General features: G+C 65.9%; 16 protein-coding genes. 7 read left to right on the top strand and 9 right to left on the bottom strand.

Features of this window, described 5'->3' with window-relative positions:
- The first annotated feature begins 10 nt into the window (after window positions 1-10).
- Window positions 11-970 (top strand): sugar-binding transcriptional regulator, encoded by a 960-nt coding sequence (locus C8N34_RS17205; protein ID WP_108129805.1) that lies wholly within the window; start codon window positions 11-13, stop codon window positions 968-970.
- Here C8N34_RS17205 and tkt read toward each other — a convergent pair.
- Complete coding sequence (tkt, locus tag C8N34_RS17200; RefSeq protein WP_108129804.1) at window positions 967-2985, bottom strand: transketolase; 2019 nt, start codon at window positions 2983-2985, stop codon at window positions 967-969. The genes C8N34_RS17205 and tkt overlap by 4 nt on opposite strands.
- A gap of 142 nt (window positions 2986-3127) precedes the next feature.
- Here tkt and C8N34_RS17195 point away from each other — a divergent pair, with 142 nt between their 5' ends.
- From C8N34_RS17195 to fba, 5 genes are all read left to right on the top strand, one after another.
- Window positions 3128-3892, top strand: a complete 765-nt coding sequence (locus C8N34_RS17195; protein WP_054304310.1) for a DeoR/GlpR family DNA-binding transcription regulator — start codon at window positions 3128-3130, stop codon at window positions 3890-3892.
- A 3-nt stretch (window positions 3893-3895) separates the two neighbouring features.
- Entirely contained in the window at window positions 3896-4660 is a 765-nt protein-coding gene (locus tag C8N34_RS17190) for a triose-phosphate isomerase (RefSeq protein WP_108129803.1), read from the top strand.
- Window positions 4661-4671: 11 nt separating this feature from the next.
- Complete coding sequence (derI, locus tag C8N34_RS17185) at window positions 4672-5133, top strand: D-erythrulose-4-phosphate isomerase (protein WP_054304312.1); 462 nt, start codon at window positions 4672-4674, stop codon at window positions 5131-5133.
- A gap of 63 nt (window positions 5134-5196) precedes the next feature.
- The gene (locus C8N34_RS17180) at window positions 5197-6189 is read left to right on the top strand and encodes a class 1 fructose-bisphosphatase (protein ID WP_338419720.1); all 993 of its coding nucleotides are present in this window, start codon (window positions 5197-5199) and stop codon (window positions 6187-6189) included.
- A gap of 4 nt (window positions 6190-6193) precedes the next feature.
- On the top strand, window positions 6194-7228 hold the full coding sequence (gene fba / locus C8N34_RS17175; protein ID WP_108129802.1) for a class II fructose-bisphosphate aldolase: 1035 nt from the start codon (window positions 6194-6196) through the stop codon (window positions 7226-7228).
- Here the strand turns inward: fba and C8N34_RS17170 are convergent.
- From C8N34_RS17170 to C8N34_RS17135, 8 genes are all read right to left on the bottom strand, one after another.
- Window positions 7222-8838: an AMP-binding protein gene (locus C8N34_RS17170; RefSeq protein ID WP_108129801.1), complete on the bottom strand. Its 1617-nt coding sequence runs from the start codon at window positions 8836-8838 to the stop codon at window positions 7222-7224. The two genes, fba and C8N34_RS17170, sit on opposite strands and share 7 nt — an antisense overlap.
- Window positions 8835-9926: an LLM class flavin-dependent oxidoreductase gene (locus C8N34_RS17165; RefSeq protein WP_108129800.1), complete on the bottom strand. Its 1092-nt coding sequence runs from the start codon at window positions 9924-9926 to the stop codon at window positions 8835-8837. Before C8N34_RS17165 ends, C8N34_RS17170 begins: the two co-directional genes overlap by 4 nt.
- A gap of 126 nt (window positions 9927-10052) precedes the next feature.
- Window positions 10053-10841 carry an aspartate/glutamate racemase family protein gene (locus tag C8N34_RS17160; RefSeq protein ID WP_108129799.1) on the bottom strand — a complete coding sequence of 263 codons (789 nt, stop codon included), beginning with the start codon at window positions 10839-10841 and terminating at the stop codon, window positions 10053-10055.
- Window positions 10842-11621 carry a cyclase family protein gene (locus C8N34_RS17155; RefSeq protein WP_108129798.1) on the bottom strand — a complete coding sequence of 260 codons (780 nt, stop codon included), beginning with the start codon at window positions 11619-11621 and terminating at the stop codon, window positions 10842-10844.
- Window positions 11622-11631: 10 nt separating this feature from the next.
- Window positions 11632-12867, bottom strand: a complete 1236-nt coding sequence (locus C8N34_RS17150; RefSeq protein WP_199750692.1) for an SDR family NAD(P)-dependent oxidoreductase — start codon at window positions 12865-12867, stop codon at window positions 11632-11634.
- Window positions 12867-14036, bottom strand: a complete 1170-nt coding sequence (locus tag C8N34_RS17145) for a thiolase family protein (RefSeq protein WP_108129796.1) — start codon at window positions 14034-14036, stop codon at window positions 12867-12869. Before C8N34_RS17145 ends, C8N34_RS17150 begins: the two co-directional genes overlap by 1 nt.
- A 4-nt stretch (window positions 14037-14040) precedes the next feature.
- A complete protein-coding gene (locus C8N34_RS17140; RefSeq protein ID WP_108129795.1) occupies window positions 14041-14466 on the bottom strand; it encodes an organic hydroperoxide resistance protein in 426 nt (141 codons plus the stop codon).
- 17 nt (window positions 14467-14483) lie between these two features.
- Window positions 14484-16091: an AMP-binding protein gene (locus C8N34_RS17135; protein ID WP_108129794.1), complete on the bottom strand. Its 1608-nt coding sequence runs from the start codon at window positions 16089-16091 to the stop codon at window positions 14484-14486.
- Between the two features lie 96 nt (window positions 16092-16187).
- Between C8N34_RS17135 and C8N34_RS17130 the strand changes: the two genes are divergently transcribed.
- Window positions 16188-17105, top strand: a complete 918-nt coding sequence (locus C8N34_RS17130; protein WP_054304322.1) for a LysR family transcriptional regulator — start codon at window positions 16188-16190, stop codon at window positions 17103-17105.
- Window positions 17106-17128: the final 23 nt, after the last annotated feature.

Here is a 17128-nt window from a genome sequence, read left to right as displayed (position 1 = left end):
AAGGAAGCCCATGGCCCGCCGCAGCCCGCTTGACCCCGAGGAAAGCCTCGCCATCCGCGCGGCCTGGTTGCATTACGCGGGTGGGCTGACACAGGCCGCCGTGGCGAAACGGCTGGGCCTGCCCTCGGTGAAAACCCACCGGCTGATCGCGCGGGCGGTGGCGGACGGGGCGGTCAAGGTGTCCATCGACGGCGCGATTGTCGAATGCGTGGAACTGGAGCAACAGTTGGCCACCCGCTACGGGCTGGAAAGCTGCGAGGTTGCCCCCGATCTGGGGGAAGAAGGGCTGCCGCTGCGCGCGCTGGGTCTGGCGGGCGCGGGCTTCCTGCGGCGGGTCATTGAAAGCAGTGAACATGCGGTGATCGGCCTTGGCCATGGCCGCACGCTGGCCGCCGCCGTCCAACACCTGCCGCGCTTTGATGCCGGGGGCACACGCTTCGTCTCGCTTCTGGGCGGGCTGACGCGGAACTACGCCGCCAACCCGCATGACGTGATGCACCGCATGGCCGAAAAGACCGGCGCGCAATCCTATGTCATGCCGGTGCCCTTCTTCGCCAATTCGGCCGAGGACCGGGCGATCCTGCTGGCACAACCCGGCGTGCGCGAGGTGTTCGACATGTCGAACGGCGCGGGGCTGAAGGTGGTGGGCATCGGCACCGCCGACGCCGATGCACAGCTTGTCGCCTCGGGCATGATCGAACCGCGCGAGATCGCCGAGATCAATGCGGCGGGTGGCGCGGGCGAGATGCTGGGCCACTTCTTTGACGCTGCCGGGCATGTGCTGGAAACCACGCTGACCGCGCGGACCCTGGCCGTGGATCTGGACGGGCCGGAGGGCAGCCATGTCGTCGCCATCGCAGGCGGGCCGGGCAAGGTTGCGGCTGTGCGGGCGGTGTTGAACAGCGGCAGGTTACGGGGCCTCATCACCGACGAGGCCACCGCCATGGCACTGATGCAGGGCGCGGATTAACCCCGCGCCAAAAGTTTTGCCCGCGCCATGATCGCCTCTTTGGTGATCCCGAACTCCTGATACAGCCGCTCTGCCGGGGCGGAGGCGCCGAAGCCCGGCATACCGATCACGTCATCCTCGGTGGCGACATAACGGATCCAGCCGAACTTGCCCGCAGCCTCAACCGCGATGCGGGGGGCATTGCCCAGAACCTCGGCGCGATATTCGGCGGGCTGAGCCTCGAACAGCTCCCACGAGGGCATGGAGACCACGACAACCGCTATGCCTTCGCCATGCAGCGCCCCGGCGGCTTCGACGGCCAGCGCAACCTCGGTGCCCGTCGCGATCAGCGTCACATCCCGCCCTTCGCCGAACTGGCGGATCACATAGGCGCCCTTCGCGGTCAGGTTTTCGGCTCCCGCCTCCAGACGCAGTTGCGGCACGTCCTGACGCGACAGCGCCATCAGCGAGGGCACATGGCGGTTGCGAATGGCGATATCCCAGGCTTCCAGCGTTTCCACCACATCGGCGGGGCGGAACACCGTCAGCCCCGGAATAGCGCGCAACGAGGCCATGTGTTCGATGGGCTGGTGGGTCGGGCCGTCCTCGCCCAAACCGATGCTGTCATGCGTCATCACATAGACGACGCCCAGACCCATCAGCGCCGACAACCGGATCGCATTGCGGCAATAGTCGGAAAACACAAGGAACGTGCCGCCATAAGGAATGAACCCGCCATGCAGGGCGAGGCCGTTCATCGCGGCCGCCATACCGAATTCGCGCACGCCATAGCCGATGTAACGACCCGGCGCCTCGCGCGTATACTGGCTGTCCACCGCCGGAACGCGCGTGAGGTTCGAGCCGGTAAGGTCAGCCGAACCACCGATCATTTCGGGCAGCGCCGGGGTCAGCGCCTCCAGCGCCATCTGGCTGGCCTTGCGGGTGGCGGCCTTCTTCGGCTGGGCGAACAGCGCCGCGCGCGCCTCGGCCACGGCGGCATCATATGCCGGGGGAAGATCGCCCGACAGGCGGCGCAGAAACTCGGCCCGTTCCGCCTCGGGGCGGGCGGCAAGGCGGGATTCCCATGCCGAACGATCCGCAGCCCCGCGCACCCCGATGGCCCGCCATTCGGCGCCCAATTCGGCGGGAATTTCAAACGGCGCGGCGGTCCAGCCAAGTGCCGCCTTGGTCGCTTCGGCCTCAGCCGCACCAAGCGGAGAGCCATGCACCGCATAGGTGCCTGCCTTGCCGGGCGAACCGAAGCCGATCACGGTTTTCATAGCGATCAGCGAGGGCTTCGCGGTTTCCGCCTTGGCCGCCGCGATGGCCGCATCCAGAGCCTGCCCGTCATGGCCATCGCAGCTTTGCACATGCCAGCCGCAGGCGCGCAGCCGCGCCGGCACATCCTCGGAGAAGCTGACCGAGGTCGGCCCGTCAATGGTGATGGCATTGTCATCGTAAAGCACGATCAGCTTGCCCAGTCCCAAATGCCCGGCAAGGCTGATCGCCTCTTGCCCGATCCCTTCTTGCAGGCAGCCGTCGCCCAGAAACACATAGGTATGGTGATCCACCAGATCGGCGCCGAACTCGGCCGCCAGCCTGCGTTCTGCCAGCGCCATGCCGACAGCGGTGGCAATGCCCTGCCCCAGCGGCCCGGTCGTGACCTCGATCCCCTGCGCATGGCCATATTCCGGGTGGCCCGCCGTGATCGCGCCCCACTGCCGGAAGTTGCGGATCTGATCCAGCGTCATGTCCTCGTAGCCCGTCAGATGCAGCAGCCCGTAAAGCAGCATCGAAGCATGGCCGTTCGACAGCACGAAACGATCACGATCCGGCCATGCGGGATTCTTCGCATCAAATTTCAGATGCTTGCGAAACAGCACTGCGGCCGCATCCGCCATCCCCATCGGCGCGCCGGGGTGGCCGGATTTCGCCGCCTCCACCGCGTCGATGGCCAGCGCGCGCAGGCAGTTGGCAAGAGCGAAGTTCTGCGGGTCAAGCGCGGCCTTGGCCGCGATGGCGTTGTCCATCGGCATGGGCGTCCTCCTGTTTGCGCTAACGTAACTTCTGCTCTGTGATTTCACAACAAAAATCACATCATAAAATCACAACATAACAATAATGTTGTTGTGATATGCCGCGCCCATGTTAGAAAGCGATCAGCAGCAGGAGGGAATCGTGAAGCGCGAGGAACGCAGACAGGCGATCATGGATCTGCTGGTCGAGGCGCGCGCCGTCGATCTGGATGACTTGGCCGACCGCTTTGCCGTGTCGAAAATGACCATTCACCGCGATCTGGACGATCTGGAACAGGCGGGCCTGCTGCGCAAGGTGCGTGGCGGCGCCACCATCGAGGCCGGAACTCAGTTCGAAAGCGACTTCCGCATCCGCGAATTGCAGGACGGCGCCGCCAAGGCCCGCATGGCCCGCGCCGCGCTGGATCTGATCGAGCCGGGCATGACGGTGATGATCAACGATGGCTCCATGGCCGCGCTGCTGGGTGCCTCGCTGGTGGACAAGCGGCCGCTGACCGTCATCACCAACAATGCCGCCATCCTTGACCGGCTGAAGAACGAAGCGGGCATCACGCTGATCGCCCTCGGCGGCGTGTTCAGCGCCAAATTCAACGGCTTTTTCGGTGTGGTGACCGAAGGCGCACTCGCACGGCTGCGCGCCGATATCGCCTTCATCTCTTCCCCTGCCGTCTCGGGCCTGCAAGCCTTTCACATGGATGACGCCGTGGTGCGCGCCAAGCGCGCCATGATGGCGGCTTCGGCCCGCTGCTGCCTGCTGATCAACCACGCCCGTTTCGGCCGCTCGGCGCTGCATGTGTTGGCCGATCTGGCCGAGTTCGACACCATCATCACTGACGATGCCCCCGCGCCTGAGGATCGCGCCGCGCTGGACCGCGCGGGGATCGCTTTGACCATTGCCAAGGATTGATACATGGAACCGCAAGTCTGGATCGGCACAAGCTGGAAGATGAACAAGGTGCTGTCCGAAGGTCGCGCCTTTGCTGAAGGGCTGCGTGCTGCCGACACCGCGCGCGATCCGCGCATCCAGCGCTTCGTCATCCCGCCCTTCACCCTTGTGCGCGAGGTGAAGGCGGCCCTGGCCGACACCAGCGTCAAGGTCGGTGCGCAGAACATGCACTGGGCCGATGACGGTGCCTGGACCGGCGAGGTCTCGCCTGTGATGCTGACGGATTGCGGGCTGGACATCGTGGAACTCGGCCACAGCGAGCGGCGCGAGCATTTCGGCGAGACCGATGAAACCGTCGGCCTCAAGACCGAGGCGGCGGTGCGCCACGGGCTGATCCCGCTGATCTGCATCGGCGAAACGCTGGCTGAACGCGAATCGGGCCGCGCGCAAGAGGTGCTGGAGACGCAGGTGCGTGGCGCCCTGGACAAGCTGTCGGGGGCGCAGAAACAGGCGCAGATCCTGCTGGCCTATGAACCCGTCTGGGCCATCGGGGTGAATGGCATCCCCGCGACCTCCGATTACGCCGATGCGCGGCAGGCGGAGATCATCACAGTGGCCGAAGACGTGCTCGGCCGCCGCATCCCCTGCCTCTATGGTGGCTCGGTCAATCCGGGCAACTGCGAGGAACTCATCTCCTGCCCGCATATCGACGGGCTGTTCATCGGGCGCTCGGCCTGGAATGTCGAAGGTTACCTCGACATTCTGGCCCGTTGCGCTGCCAAACTGTGAAGGATCACGACATGAAACTGGCAATTGCAGGCGACAGCGCGGGTGAAGGTCTGGCCAAGGTTCTGGCCGAACACCTGAAGGATAAGCACGATGTGGCCGAGATCAGCCGCACCGAGGCTGGCCCCGACACCTTCTACGCCAACCTCTCGGACCGCGTAGCAAGCGAGGTTCTGGCGGGCACCTATGACCGCGCGATCCTCGTCTGCGGCACCGGCATCGGCGTCTGCATCGCGGCGAACAAGGTGCCGGGCATCCGCGCCGCGCTGACGCATGACACCTATTCCGCCGAACGCGCCGCGCTGTCGAACAATGCGCAGATCATCACCATGGGCGCCCGCGTCATCGGAACCGAGCTTGCGAAGGCCATCGCCGACGCCTGGCTGGCCGAAACGATGAATTTTGACGCGAGCGGCCGGTCCGCCGGCAATGTTTGCGCCATTGATGAGGTGGACGCGAAGTACAACAAGCGGTAATCGCTTGATGAGAGAGCTTGACGGGGTGCGTTGGCCCGCACCCCAGCCAATCCGAAAGGGGCAATGATGCTTCGCCTGCCCAATGACGGCGCTGCCACCGGCACGCCGCTGGACGAATACCTGCGCGCGCGCGGCGGGGCGGCGGCCATTGTCGCCGCGCTGGCCCATGCCTTGCCGCCGCTGGCCGACCGGCTGGCCGCCGGACGCCTGCATGGCGACCCCGAGGCCATCGTCGGCACCAACGATTCCGGCGACAAGCAGAAGGCGCTGGATGTCGCCGCGCATGATCACATGCTGGCCGCCCTTGCCGCTGCTGGCGTGCGCAAGGTGCTGTCGGAAGAGGCCGAGGCGGTGATCGACCTTTCCGCCGAAGGCGCCTTCGACGTGGCAATCGACCCGATCGACGGCTCCGGCTCCATCGGGATCGGTGCGCCGCTGGGGATGCTGTTTTCCATCCTGCCCGCCGCGCCCGAGGGCTTTCTGCGGACCGGCCGCGCCATCGTGGCGGCGGGCTATGCCTCTTTCGGGCATAGCTGCGACTTCGGCTTCTCGCTGGGCGAAGGCGTGATCATCGCCACCTTCGACCGCGAGTTGAACGGGTTCCGCATCGCCCGCGAGGGTGTGACGCTGAAGCCGGAAACGAAAAGCATCGCCTATAACGCCTCGAACGAACGGCACTGGCCAGAGGGGCTGCAAGCCTGGGCGCGCGATCTGCGCGCCGGGAAGGAAGGCCCGCGCGGCAAGGATTTCAACATGCGCTGGCTGGCAGCGGCGGTGGGCGAATTGCACCGCATCCTGCTGCAAGGCGGCGTGTTTCTCTATCCCGCCGACCGCCGCAAAGGGTATGAGAACGGCCGCCTGCGGCTGGTCTACGAGGCTGCGCCCATTGCCTTTCTGATGGAGCAGGCGGGCGGCAAGGCCACCGATGGCGCCGTGCCGATCCTTGACCGGCAGCCGCAGTCCCTGCACGAAAATACCGCACTGATCTTCGGTGCCGCGGAAGAGGTCGATACCATCGGCTGCTACCTCGGCGCCCCCAACCCCCGACAAGGATGATTCCATGGCCCGGATCACGCTTCGCCAACTGCTCGACCACGCCGCCGAAAACGGCTACGGCGTTCCCGCCTTCAACATCTCGAACATGGAACAGGGGCTGGCCATCATGGCCGCCGCGAAGGCGACCAATTCGCCGGTGATCATTCAGGCGAGCCGCGGCGCCCGCGCCTATGCCGGTGACCGCGTTCTGGCCCGCCTGATCGACGGCCTGACCGAAACCTACCCGGACATCCCGGTCTGCATGCACCTTGACCATGGCAACAACCTCGCCACCTGCGCGACCGCCATCCAGAACGGCTTCACCTCGGTGATGATGGACGGGTCGCTGAAAGAGGACGGCAAGACCCCGGCCGACTACGCCTATAACCGCAACATCACCAGGGCGGTGGTCGATATGGCCCATGCCTGCGGCGTGTCGGTCGAGGGCGAGCTGGGCGTTCTGGGCAGCCTTGAAACCGGTATGGGCGATCAGGAAGACGGCCATGGCGCGACCGAGAAGCTGAGCCATGACCAGCTTCTGACCGACCCGGCGGAGGCCGAGAAATTCGTGGCGGAAACCGGCGTCGACGCGCTGGCCATCGCCATGGGCACCTCGCATGGCGCCTACAAGTTCACCCGCAAACCCGACGGCGACATCCTCGCCATGCATGTCATCGAGGAAATCCACCGCCGCCTGCCGAACACCCATCTGGTGATGCACGGCTCGTCCTCGGTGCCTGAGGATCTGCAAAAGATCATCAACGCCTATGGCGGCGACATCAAGCCGACCTGGGGCGTGCCGGTCGAGGAAATCCAGCGCGGCATCAAGTCGGGCGTGCGCAAGATCAATATCGACACCGACAACCGCCTTGCCGCGACCGCCGCGATCCGCAAGTCGTTCTCGGAAGACCCGGCCGAGTTCGACCCGCGCAAATACCTGAAAGCCGCGATGGGCATGATGACCGAAGTCTGCAAACAGCGGTTCGAGGCTTTCGGCACCGCTGGCAACGCCGACAAGATCCGCGTCATGCCGGTCGAGGCGATGGCGAAACGTTACTGATCCGACCGGGCGCGCAGGCCCTGCTTGCGCGCCCGCAGGTCATGACCGCGGGGCGCCGCCAAAGGTGCCTCGGCCAGCGCGCCCAGATCGGCGCGCCGAAGTTTCTGGGTCGAGGTCGTGGGCAGACTGTCCACGAACACAACCACCCCCGGCACCTTGAAGTAGCTGAGTTGCGTCGCGCAACGGTCGAACACCGCCTGCGCCAGCGCGGCTTCGTCCTGCCCCGCCTTCGGCACGATGACGGCCAGAACCTCCTCGCCGCGCAGCGGTTCGGGCATGGCGACCACGGCAACCTGTGCGACACCGGCGCAGGAGGCCACCGCGCCTTCAACCTCGATGGCAGCGATATTCTCGCCCGAGCGGCGGATGATGTTCTTCTTGCGGTCGTTGAAGTAAAGCCGCCCCGCCGCGTCGCGGATCACCACATCGCCGGTATGGAACCAGCCGCCCGCCCAGGCCTCGGCCGTGGCTTCCGGGTTCTTCAGATAGCCCGAGAACAGCCCCCGGCGCGGATCGTCCCCCGACGCCCGCACCCAAAGTTCGCCCGGCGTTCCGTCGGGCACATCGGTGCCCGTGTCATCGACCACGCGCGCCTCCATCGCCGGGCCGGGGCGCGCGGGGTTTCCGATGCAACGGCTGCCCAGCACGCGCGGCTCCTCCCATGCGCACAGCACACAGGCACCGCCTGTTTCCGTCATGGCCCAGCCTTCCAGCAGCGGCACACCATAGCGCGCCTCGAACACCGCATGGTGATCAGGATGCACGCCACCGCCCAGACCGAACCGCATGCCATGCGCGCGATCCTCGGGGCCTTCCGGCAGTTCCAGCAAGATGGCGGGCATGACACCAAGATAATGGAAGCAGGTTGCGCCCGTCTCTGCCGCCTCGTGCCACCAGTTGCGGGGGTGGAAGCGATCCACAATGATCTGCGCCCCGCCGGTGGTCAGCATCCCCATGAAAGAATGGCCCGAGGCATTGACGTGAAACGCGGGCAGCGGCGTCATCAACCGCTCGGCCCAAGGATGCAGCGAGATCGCGCCGCCCTGCGCGGCATACCAGCGCCCCCAGTTCAGGAAGTAAAGGTTCGACAGGATGCACCCTTTGGGCTTACCCGTCGTGCCGGAAGTATAGACCAGCGCCGCCTCCGCCTCTTCGCCCGCAGCGCCACCCGGCGCGGGCGGGGCTGGCGGGGGGGCCTCACCCGGTCCGATGACCGGCAGGCCCAGCGAGGCAGCGGCACTGCGGACATGGGCCGCACGCGCTTCCAGCGCAATCGCCAGAACCGCGCCGCTATGGCCCAGCACATAGCCGAACTCCTCGGCGCTGCCATCTGGGTTCAGCGGCACCGCGCTGATGCCCAGGCTGTTCAATGCCAGCCAGTGCAGGAAATGCTCGGGCCGGTTCTCCAGCAGCAGCGCCACCCGGTGCCCCGGCCCATAGCCAGCCGCTGCGAAATCAGACGCCAGCCGCGCCACTTCGGCCTGAACCTCGCCATAGCTCCATTGCGCCTTCGCGCCCCACATCGCCTGAACCGAGGCAGGCAGCAGGAACAGCGGCGCATCGGGGCGTTCGGCAGCTTTATCCGCCAGCAGCGCGGCAAGGGTCGTCATGTGCGCAGGCCCGCCTTTTGCAGAAGCGGCAGAACCCTGTCGCAGAAATAAGGAAGTTCATACAGGTAGTTGGCGAAAGACAGCGCGATCCCGGCATAACCCTGCTCCGAAATCGCCTTCATCTCTTCGACAATCTTTTCCGGTGTGCCGACCAGCGGATAGCTGCCCGCCCCACCGGCAAAACGCTTGCGATAACGGTCATAGGCATCGGCGTCATGGGAATGCGAGAATTCCTTCTTGCCCGCCATATGCTGATCGACGGCTTCTTTATCCGCCAGTGTCACGGCATAGCGTTCGTAATACTCTTCCGCCTCGGCCTGCGTTTCGCGGCAGACCACATGGCAGACGGTATAACAGCCGACATCGCGCCCCACCTTTTCGGCGCGGCCACGAATATCCGCGACATGTTTGCCTGCCTCGGCAATCTCGGTGAATGTTGTGAACAGATATTCACAATGCGCCGCCGCGAAGTCACGGCCAGGGCCACCGAAAGCCGCGTTCATCGTCACCGGACGCGGGGTTTGCAGGCTGGCCGGGCGGCTGACCGCCTGTTTCAGCTGGTAGAAATCGCCGTTGAGATCAATCGGCCCCTCGGCGGCATAGACCTGCTCGATGATCCGCAGCCATTCCGACGCCTGATCATAGCCCTTATCCACCAGCGGGATGTTGAACATCCCGAATTCCTTCGGGTTCCAGCCGCAGACGATGTTCAGCCCGGCCCGCCCGCCCGAGATATGATCCACCGTCGCCAGCGCCTTGGCCGCGTAAAGCGGATGCACGATCGGCACATGCACGGTCATGAACAACCCGATGCGCTGCGTCGCCGCCGCAAGCCCCGCCGCCCAGCTGAAGGTTTCGTAAGACCATTCGCGCACCTTGTTCTTGCCGCCGAACCCGGCCCAGCGGGCGATGGGCAGGAAAAAGTCGATCCCCGCGCGGTCGGCGATCTGCGCCGCCGACAGGTTGTCGTTCCACAGCGCGCGCCAGCGTTCGGGCACATCGGTAATGGCCAGCCCACCGTCGGCATTTGCCGCAAAGATACCAAGCTTCAGCTTGTTCGGGCCTTTCAGGGGATGCAGTCGCGTCATCGGAGCCTCGTGAAAAAGGCGGCTGACCTGTGGTCAGTCGGTCAGGGGAAAGGAGGCGCGCGTCGGGATCAGACTAGAGGCTGCGGTCAATATTTCAAGCATGAAATACATGGCCGCAGCGGATTCTCAGCCGCGCCGGAAGCCCTGTGCCGCAAGCTGGCGGAAATCGCCCATCGCCTGTTCCGGCGCGCGGCAGCAATGCGGCCCGCGGTTCGGCTCCAACCCGTTCAGCCGGTGCAGCCGCACCTGCATTTCCGCCTGCATCAGCGCGACGGCAGCGCAGTTCACCACCGGCGCAGCGCCGATCTTCAGCCCGTATTCGCCGCCGATCAGCAGCCCCGGCAATACACCCGCCGGCACGATGACATCGGCGCCGTCCGCGACCATCGGTTCGGCTACCTTGCGGAAGCCGTCAATCATCCGCACCTTCGCGGCCTCGTCCCCGGCAAAGGCCGCCGAGAAATCAGAAGGCAGAATGTTCAGCCCGGCGATATGGCTGATCCGGTGGCCAAGGCCGTAAAGATCGGCCTGTTCGCGGTGCATGTTGCGGTAAACGTCATCCAGCGAGACCAGCGCGATCATCCGCCCCAGTTGCGCCGCCAGATGCAGCGTCGCTTCGCCGGTGCCCACGACAGGGATGCCCACCGCCGATTTCAGTTCATAAAGCCCAGGGTCCTGAAAGTGCCCCATGACGATGGCGTCATAACCATCCGCCTCGGCCTGAATCCCCTGATCCACCGCCTGCACGGCACAGCGGAATTCTGACAACCGGCCGAAGCCGCGGTCGGGGGGCGAGATGCCATGCACCTCGACCGTGGTGCCGGGGCTGGCGATCTCGTTCAGATAGGACGAGAGCTTCGCCAGATAGGCGGCGCTGGCGGTCGCGTCGATGAAACTTTGCCAGTAGATGCGCATTCACCCCTCCTTCGGGATCAGGGCCAGCACCCGCAGCGGGCTGCCCGAACCTTCGTGAACCTTCAGCGGCGCGGCCAGGATCACCGCCCCGGTCGGCGGCAGGCGATCCAGCGCCGCAAGGCATTGCAGCCCGTAGCGCCCGGCACCATGCAGATAGTGGTGCGCAGGATAGGGCGGTGTCAGATGCCCGCCCTGCCCCGCATCGGTGCCGATGGTTTCGGTGCCAAAGCCAAGGATGCCCCGTTCGTCGACCAGCCAGCGCATCACAGCCGCATCAGGGCCGGGGGTATGGGCGCCATCGTCGCGCAGGTTGGCATAAGCCGCGCCTTGCCGTTTCGACCAGTCAGTTCGCATCAGCACCCAGGACCGCGCCGGGATGCGACCGTGTTTCGCCTCCCACGCCTCGACATGGGCGATGGTCAGCAGGAAATCCGGGTCGGCGCTTTCCGCCGAGCAGTCGATCACACAGGCCGGGGCGATCATATCCGCCACCGGCAGCGTATCGACCGTGTTCAGCGGCAGGTCGCGCCCGGTGAACCAATGCACCGGCGCGTCGAAATGCGTGCCGGTATGTTCGCCGAAGTTGAGGTTGTTCCAATACCACGCCGGGCCATTGGCATCATATCGCGAGATGCGTTCGATCCGCACCGGGGCCGAGGCGCCAAATTCCGGCGGCAGCACGATGGTGGGGCTGTCCTCGCGCAGGGTCTGCGTCAGGTCCACCACCTCCACCGCGCCGGAGCCGAGTGCCGAAACAAGCAGGGTCAACGGGTTGGTCATGCGATGCTCCTCATCCCTGCCGCATTTCGCGTTCGACCGCCTTGGGGTTGGCGGCCAGCCGGGCCTGAACGTCCTTGGCGACATCGCCGACGAACATTTCCTCCAGCCCGCGTTTCAGCCCGGATACCGCAGCGGTGGCGACGGCAGAGCCCCCGACCTTCGGTTGGGGCCAGGTCTGGAACCAGTCGCTGTCCGCCGGACCACAGAACAGGTTCAGAAGCTTCACACCCCCCTGCGCCAGGTCCGCCCGCAGGCTGTGCGACCAGGCCAGCGCCGCCGCCTGCGCAGCCGACCAACCGGCAAGCGCAGGCGAAGGCGCCAGCGCATGTACCGACAGCAGGTTGACCCAGGCCGCCGCGCCGGTCGGCCCGTCGGCACCGCGCCCGATCATCGCGGGGGCCAGCGCCTGTGCCAGCCGCATCGGGCCAAAGACCACCGCCTCCATCGCGTCGCGGGTGGCGGTTATACTGCCTCCCAGCGCGCCACCGGGGCGCATGTGGTCGGCGGTATTGATCACGATTTCGGTTTTGCCACCGTAATCGCGCGCGTGATCGGCGACAGACCGTTCCGAGCCCAGATCCAGCGGCACCACGCTCACCCCCGGCAGGGCGGTCAGCTTCTCCGTCGCAAAGGGCTTCCACGCCTCGGGCAGGCCCAACCGCACCTCGCGCGCGCCCGCCTCCACCAGCGCCTTCACCAGCGCCGGGGCCGCGAAGCTGCGCGCATCGGTAATCAGCACCCGGCGATGCAGCGGATCGGCGGTCATCTCGCGCCATTGCGGATCGGTCATCGGATCGGCCCCCTTCTGTTCCGGCCCCGCATAAAGCACCGCCTGCCCGGCGCGGTCCAGCATCAGCACAAGCCGCAGCCGCGACCCGGCGATACCTTCGGGATGCAGATGCACCAGCGCGGTCGGTCCAGCATCCATCTTGACCAGCCCCACCCGCCATGGCGCGCGCTCGCGGAAGTAATTGTCGGCGGGCACTTCGGCGGTGGTCTGCGACAGGACGGTGGCCCCCTCCGGCGCCTCGACCATCTCGATCCGCGCCGACAGGCAGTCGGGGCACGCCTCGCGCACCGGGAAGTGGAAGGCGCCACAAACGGCACAGCGCGGCAGGGCAAAGCGCCCCTCGGCGGCGGCAGCGGTCAGGTGATGCGCCGCGCGGCTGCGCTGGCCCGGCGGCAACAGCGGCAGCCGCGTGCGTTTCAGCGGATCTTTGCGACGCGGTGGTTGAAGCGGAGCCATCACGCGCCCTCCCCGCCAAGGATCACCGCGCCCGAGCCAAGCCCCCGGTCGAAGTTGATCATGCCAAAGCCCGAGGCCAGACCGCGTTTCGCGCCCGAAACCTGCGTCGGCCCGGCTTGCCCGGTGACCTGCCGCAGCACCTCGACAATGCCCATGTGCCCGCCACCGCAACCCGCCTGCCCGGCCGACAACTGCCCCCCACAGGTGTTATGCGGAAAGTCCCCGGCGATGGTGAAATCATGCGCCTGCACGAAATCGGACGCCTCGCCCTTCTTGCAGAAGCCCAGATCCTCGAACTGCATCATGCAGACAAAGGGGTAATCGTCATAAGTGTTCACGACGTCGATCCCGTCGGGCGTGGTGCCCGCCATGGCGTAAAGCTCCGGCATGTCCTTCGCCCAGCCGCCGCGCATCTGCACCGGGTCTTCGGCAAAGGCATTGTGCCGTTCAATACTGCCCAGCAGATGCGCATAGGGCAGGCCCTGTGCCTTGGCAGTTTCCTCGCGCATCACCAGAAACGCCTCGGCCCCGGCGCAGGGCATCACGCAATCGAACAGGTGGATCGGCGGCGCGATGGCGCGGGCACCCAGATATTGTTCCAGCGTCAGCGGCTTCTTCATCAGCGCATTGGGGTTCTTCAACGCATTGTCGCGCATGGCGACGCAGAGCTTGCCGAAATCCTCGCGCGTCGCGCCGGTCTGGGCCATGTAGTTCTGGCAGATCAGCGCGAAAGACACATTCGGCCCGCCCGCCCCGTAGGGGTAGACGGCATCCTGTGAAAAGCGGCTGAAATTCTCCAGCCCGTAGCGGAAGGTATGCACGCCGTTGGTTTCGGCTGCGACACAGGCCACCACATCGGCATCGCCCATCTGCACCGCCCGCGCGGCACGGCGCAGGCTGACGACCCCCGCCACCCCGCCCAGCGGCACGAAATCCAGAAAGCGCGGCGACAGGCCGAAATGCTGGGTCAGGCCGATGGCACTGTCCGGCGCGGCCGAAAAGCTGGCGAAGGAAAAGCCGTCGAAGTCCCGATGGCTCATCCCCGCACCCGCCGCCAGCGCGGCCAGCGCCCGCCCGGCCCACCAGGCGGTGCTTTCGACCGAATAGCGCTGATAGGGCACCGTCACCGGCACCGTCAGCACGACATCCTCATACCCGCGCCGCGCCATCCGGTCAGACCAGCGTCAGCGTCACGTCGATATTGCCGCGCGTCGCATTGGAATAGGGGCAACGCTGATGCGCGCCCTCCACGATTTCCTGCGCCAGCGCCGACTCGACACCCGGCAGGTGGATGATCAGTTCCACCGTCAGCCCATAGCCGGTGGGCACAGGCCCCATGCCGACCTTGGCGGTCACCTTCAGGTCATCGGGCAGGCTGACCTTCTTCTGCCGCCCCACCAGCTTCAGCGCGCCGATGAAACAGGCCGAATAGCCCGCCGCGAACAGCTCTTCGGGGTTGGTGCCTTCACCGCCCGGACCGCCCAGTTCCTTCGGGATGGTCAGCGCCAGCGGGAAGCTGCCGTCAGGGCGGCTGGACGTGCCCTGACGTCCGGCGGTGGAGGTCATTTCAGCGGTATAGAGGATCTTCTCGGGGGTCATTCGCGTATCCTTTCCTGTCATGCCTTCTTGCGCAGCGCGGTCTTTTCCGACCGCAGATCGAAGGCGCGGCCCGATGCCACCGCCTCGGCCGCATCAGATTTCAGCACGCCGCGCAAAAGCTTGTTGGTCGAACTGACCGGCAGTGCCTCGGTATAGGCAAGCCAGCCGGGCAGCTTATGGTAACTCAGCTTCGCCGCCAGACGTTCCAGCAGCGCATTTGCAGCGGCAGGGTCGGCGGCAGCTTCCGTCACCACGAAAGCAAATACCTCTTCGCCGCGGGTGTCATCTGCGACAGGCGTCACGGCAGCGGTCTTCACCGCGGGATCGGCGATCAGCGCCATCTCCACCTCCAGCGCCGAGATATTCTCGCCCGACCGCCGCACGATGCTTTTCTTGCGATCGACGAAATAGAACCGGCCTTCAGCATCGACACTCATCACATCGCCGGTATGGAACCAGCCACCCTCCCAGGCTTCCGCTGTAGCCTTTTCATCGCCCAGATAGCCGGTGAAGAACCCCTTGCGCGGGTCGTCGCCCTTGGCACGCACCCACAATTCGCCGGGAGTGCCGGGGGGCACATCGCGGCCCTCGTCATCGACCAGCCGCCAGTCCATTCCGCTGCGCGCCACACCAATGCAGCGCTGGCCGGGCGGACAATCGACGCCGAAGGTGCAGGTGACGCCGGTGCCGCCCGTCTCGGTCATCGCCCAGCCTTCAAGGATCGGCAGGCCATAGCGCCGCTCGAATTCGATCTTGTGCGCAGCATCAACGCCGGGGCTGAAGGCAAAGCGCGCCTTGTGCGCGGTTTCAGCCGGGTGGGACGGCAGTTGCAGTAGGATCGCCGGAATGACGCCCAGCGCATGCACAATGGTCGCGCCGCTGTCGGCCACGGTCTGCCACCAGCGCGAGGCATGGAAGCGATCCAGCGCCACGATGCAGCCACCGACGACCATCATGCCGACCGCCGTGCAGCCCAGCGCATTCATGTGGAAGAACGGCAGCGGCGTCAGCGACACTTCGCAATCCTCCGCCAACCCGCCCATGCCTTCGGTCGAGACATACCAGTCCGCGACATTCATGAAGTAGTAATTCGACAGGATGCAGGCTTTCGGCATCCCGGTGCTGCCCGAGGTGAACAGCAGTGCGCATTCGTCGCCCGGCTGGCCTTCGGCGGCGGGGCGGGTTGCCTTCGCAGGCGGGATGGCTGCGCCGGGATGGCTGCGCGGCATATCCTCGGGGCACCCGGCCAGTACCAGCGCATCAAATTCGGGTAGCGCCACCATCAACTCGGCCTGCGATTTCTCCATCTGATAGCGCAGCTCGTCGGGGCGCATATCGGCATTCACCGGCACGATGGAAGCGCCAAGCGCATTCAGCGCCAGCCAGTGAAACAGGAACTCCGGCCGGTTCTGCAAGATCAGCGCGACGCGCGACCCATGGCCGTAACCTGCCGCCGCATAGCCCACGCGCAGGGCGGCAATCTGTTCCGCCGCCGCACCGTAAGTGTAGCTGAATCCTTCCGGCGCATACGGCAGGCCCGCGCTGGCCGGAGCCATGACAAAGGGTAGATCTGGGCGGGTTTGCGCCTTGCGGTCGAAGGCATGGAAGGGCGTCGGCAGCAGCATGGGCACCTCTGTTCTTTCGGTCAGCTTAGGGGCCGCTGTCCCATCGTTCCAATTCAATTGCCTTGTCGGATTGATAGCAACTTACTATCAAAACACATGGAACTGAGACAGCTTCACTATTTTATTGCCATTGCCGAGACCGAACACTTCGGTCGCGCCTCGACCAGTCTGCGCATCGCGCAACCGGCGCTGAGCCGTCAGATGCAGCTTCTTGAGGCGGAACTGGGGATCGACCTGTTCGAACGGCTGCCGCGCGGGGTGCGGCTGACCCCGGCAGGTCGGGTGTTTCTGGACCAGACGCGCGAGGTGAAGGCGCAGCTTGCCCGCGCCGTGGCGGCGGCGCGTTCGGCAGCGGCCGGCACTGGCGGGCGGCTGCGACTGGGGCTGATCGAGGTGGCGGCCTGGCAGGGCCTGTTGCCCGAAACCATCCGCCGCTTCCGCGCCGAATTTCCGCAGGTCGAACTCGCGCTCAGCGCCATGTCCTCCCCCGCGCAGCTTGCCGCGATTCAAGGCGGCACGCTGGATGCCGGGTTCCTGTATAACCCGCCCGACGATCCGGCGCTGGGGCAGCTGGCGCTTGGCTTTCACCGGATGATCCTCGCCGTGCCCTCTGGCGCCCCCTTCGCGGCGCGGACCGGGGTGCGGCTGGCCGATCTGGAGGGACAAGACATGATCGGCTTTCGTCGCGGTGCCAGCCCACGCCTGTCGGATGATCTGACCGCCGCACTGCGCGGTGCCGGGGTTACCCCGCGCCGCATCGCCGAGACGGAAAGCGAGGCCGACATCCTCGCACTCGTGAATGCCGGGCTGGGCATGGCCTTCGTGAATGAAAACCAGCGGCACCGCCCGCCGCCCGGCGTGCGCTTCCTGCCGGTCACCGACATGGAGGTGCGGCTGCATCTGGCGCTGGTCTGGCATCGCGGCACGCCCTCGCCCGCGCGCGACCGGCTGGCGGAGCTTACGCAGGCCATGGCGCGCGAGGGGGCTTGCGGCGCGGACGGGGAAATACTTTAATCCTGAAATATCATTCCTGCGCG

This window comes from Gemmobacter caeni, from assembly GCF_003054195.1.
GTDB classification, from domain to species: domain Bacteria; phylum Pseudomonadota; class Alphaproteobacteria; order Rhodobacterales; family Rhodobacteraceae; genus Gemmobacter; species Gemmobacter caeni.
This window is presented reverse-complemented; position numbering and strand designations above follow the sequence as displayed.

Bases quoted from the DNA above. Each gene is read 5' to 3' on its own strand.
- C8N34_RS17205 (WP_108129805.1), top strand. From the start codon at position 11: ATGGCCCGCCGCAGCCCGCTTGACCCCGAGGAAAGCCTCGCCATCCGC.
- tkt (WP_108129804.1), bottom strand. From the start codon at position 2,985: ATGCCGATGGACAACGCCATCGCGGCCAAGGCCGCGCTTGACCCGCAG.
- C8N34_RS17190 (WP_108129803.1), top strand. From the start codon at position 3,896: ATGGAACCGCAAGTCTGGATCGGCACAAGCTGGAAGATGAACAAGGTG.
- derI (WP_054304312.1), top strand. From the start codon at position 4,672: ATGAAACTGGCAATTGCAGGCGACAGCGCGGGTGAAGGTCTGGCCAAG.
- C8N34_RS17180 (WP_338419720.1), top strand. From the start codon at position 5,197: ATGATGCTTCGCCTGCCCAATGACGGCGCTGCCACCGGCACGCCGCTG.
- fba (WP_108129802.1), top strand. From the start codon at position 6,194: ATGGCCCGGATCACGCTTCGCCAACTGCTCGACCACGCCGCCGAAAAC.
- C8N34_RS17170 (WP_108129801.1), bottom strand. From the start codon at position 8,838: ATGACGACCCTTGCCGCGCTGCTGGCGGATAAAGCTGCCGAACGCCCC.
- C8N34_RS17165 (WP_108129800.1), bottom strand. From the start codon at position 9,926: ATGACGCGACTGCATCCCCTGAAAGGCCCGAACAAGCTGAAGCTTGGT.
- C8N34_RS17160 (WP_108129799.1), bottom strand. From the start codon at position 10,841: ATGCGCATCTACTGGCAAAGTTTCATCGACGCGACCGCCAGCGCCGCC.
- C8N34_RS17155 (WP_108129798.1), bottom strand. From the start codon at position 11,621: ATGACCAACCCGTTGACCCTGCTTGTTTCGGCACTCGGCTCCGGCGCG.
- C8N34_RS17150 (WP_199750692.1), bottom strand. From the start codon at position 12,867: ATGGCTCCGCTTCAACCACCGCGTCGCAAAGATCCGCTGAAACGCACG.
- C8N34_RS17145 (WP_108129796.1), bottom strand. From the start codon at position 14,036: ATGGCGCGGCGCGGGTATGAGGATGTCGTGCTGACGGTGCCGGTGACG.
- C8N34_RS17140 (WP_108129795.1), bottom strand. From the start codon at position 14,466: ATGACCCCCGAGAAGATCCTCTATACCGCTGAAATGACCTCCACCGCC.
- C8N34_RS17135 (WP_108129794.1), bottom strand. From the start codon at position 16,091: ATGCTGCTGCCGACGCCCTTCCATGCCTTCGACCGCAAGGCGCAAACC.
- C8N34_RS17130 (WP_054304322.1), top strand. From the start codon at position 16,188: ATGGAACTGAGACAGCTTCACTATTTTATTGCCATTGCCGAGACCGAA.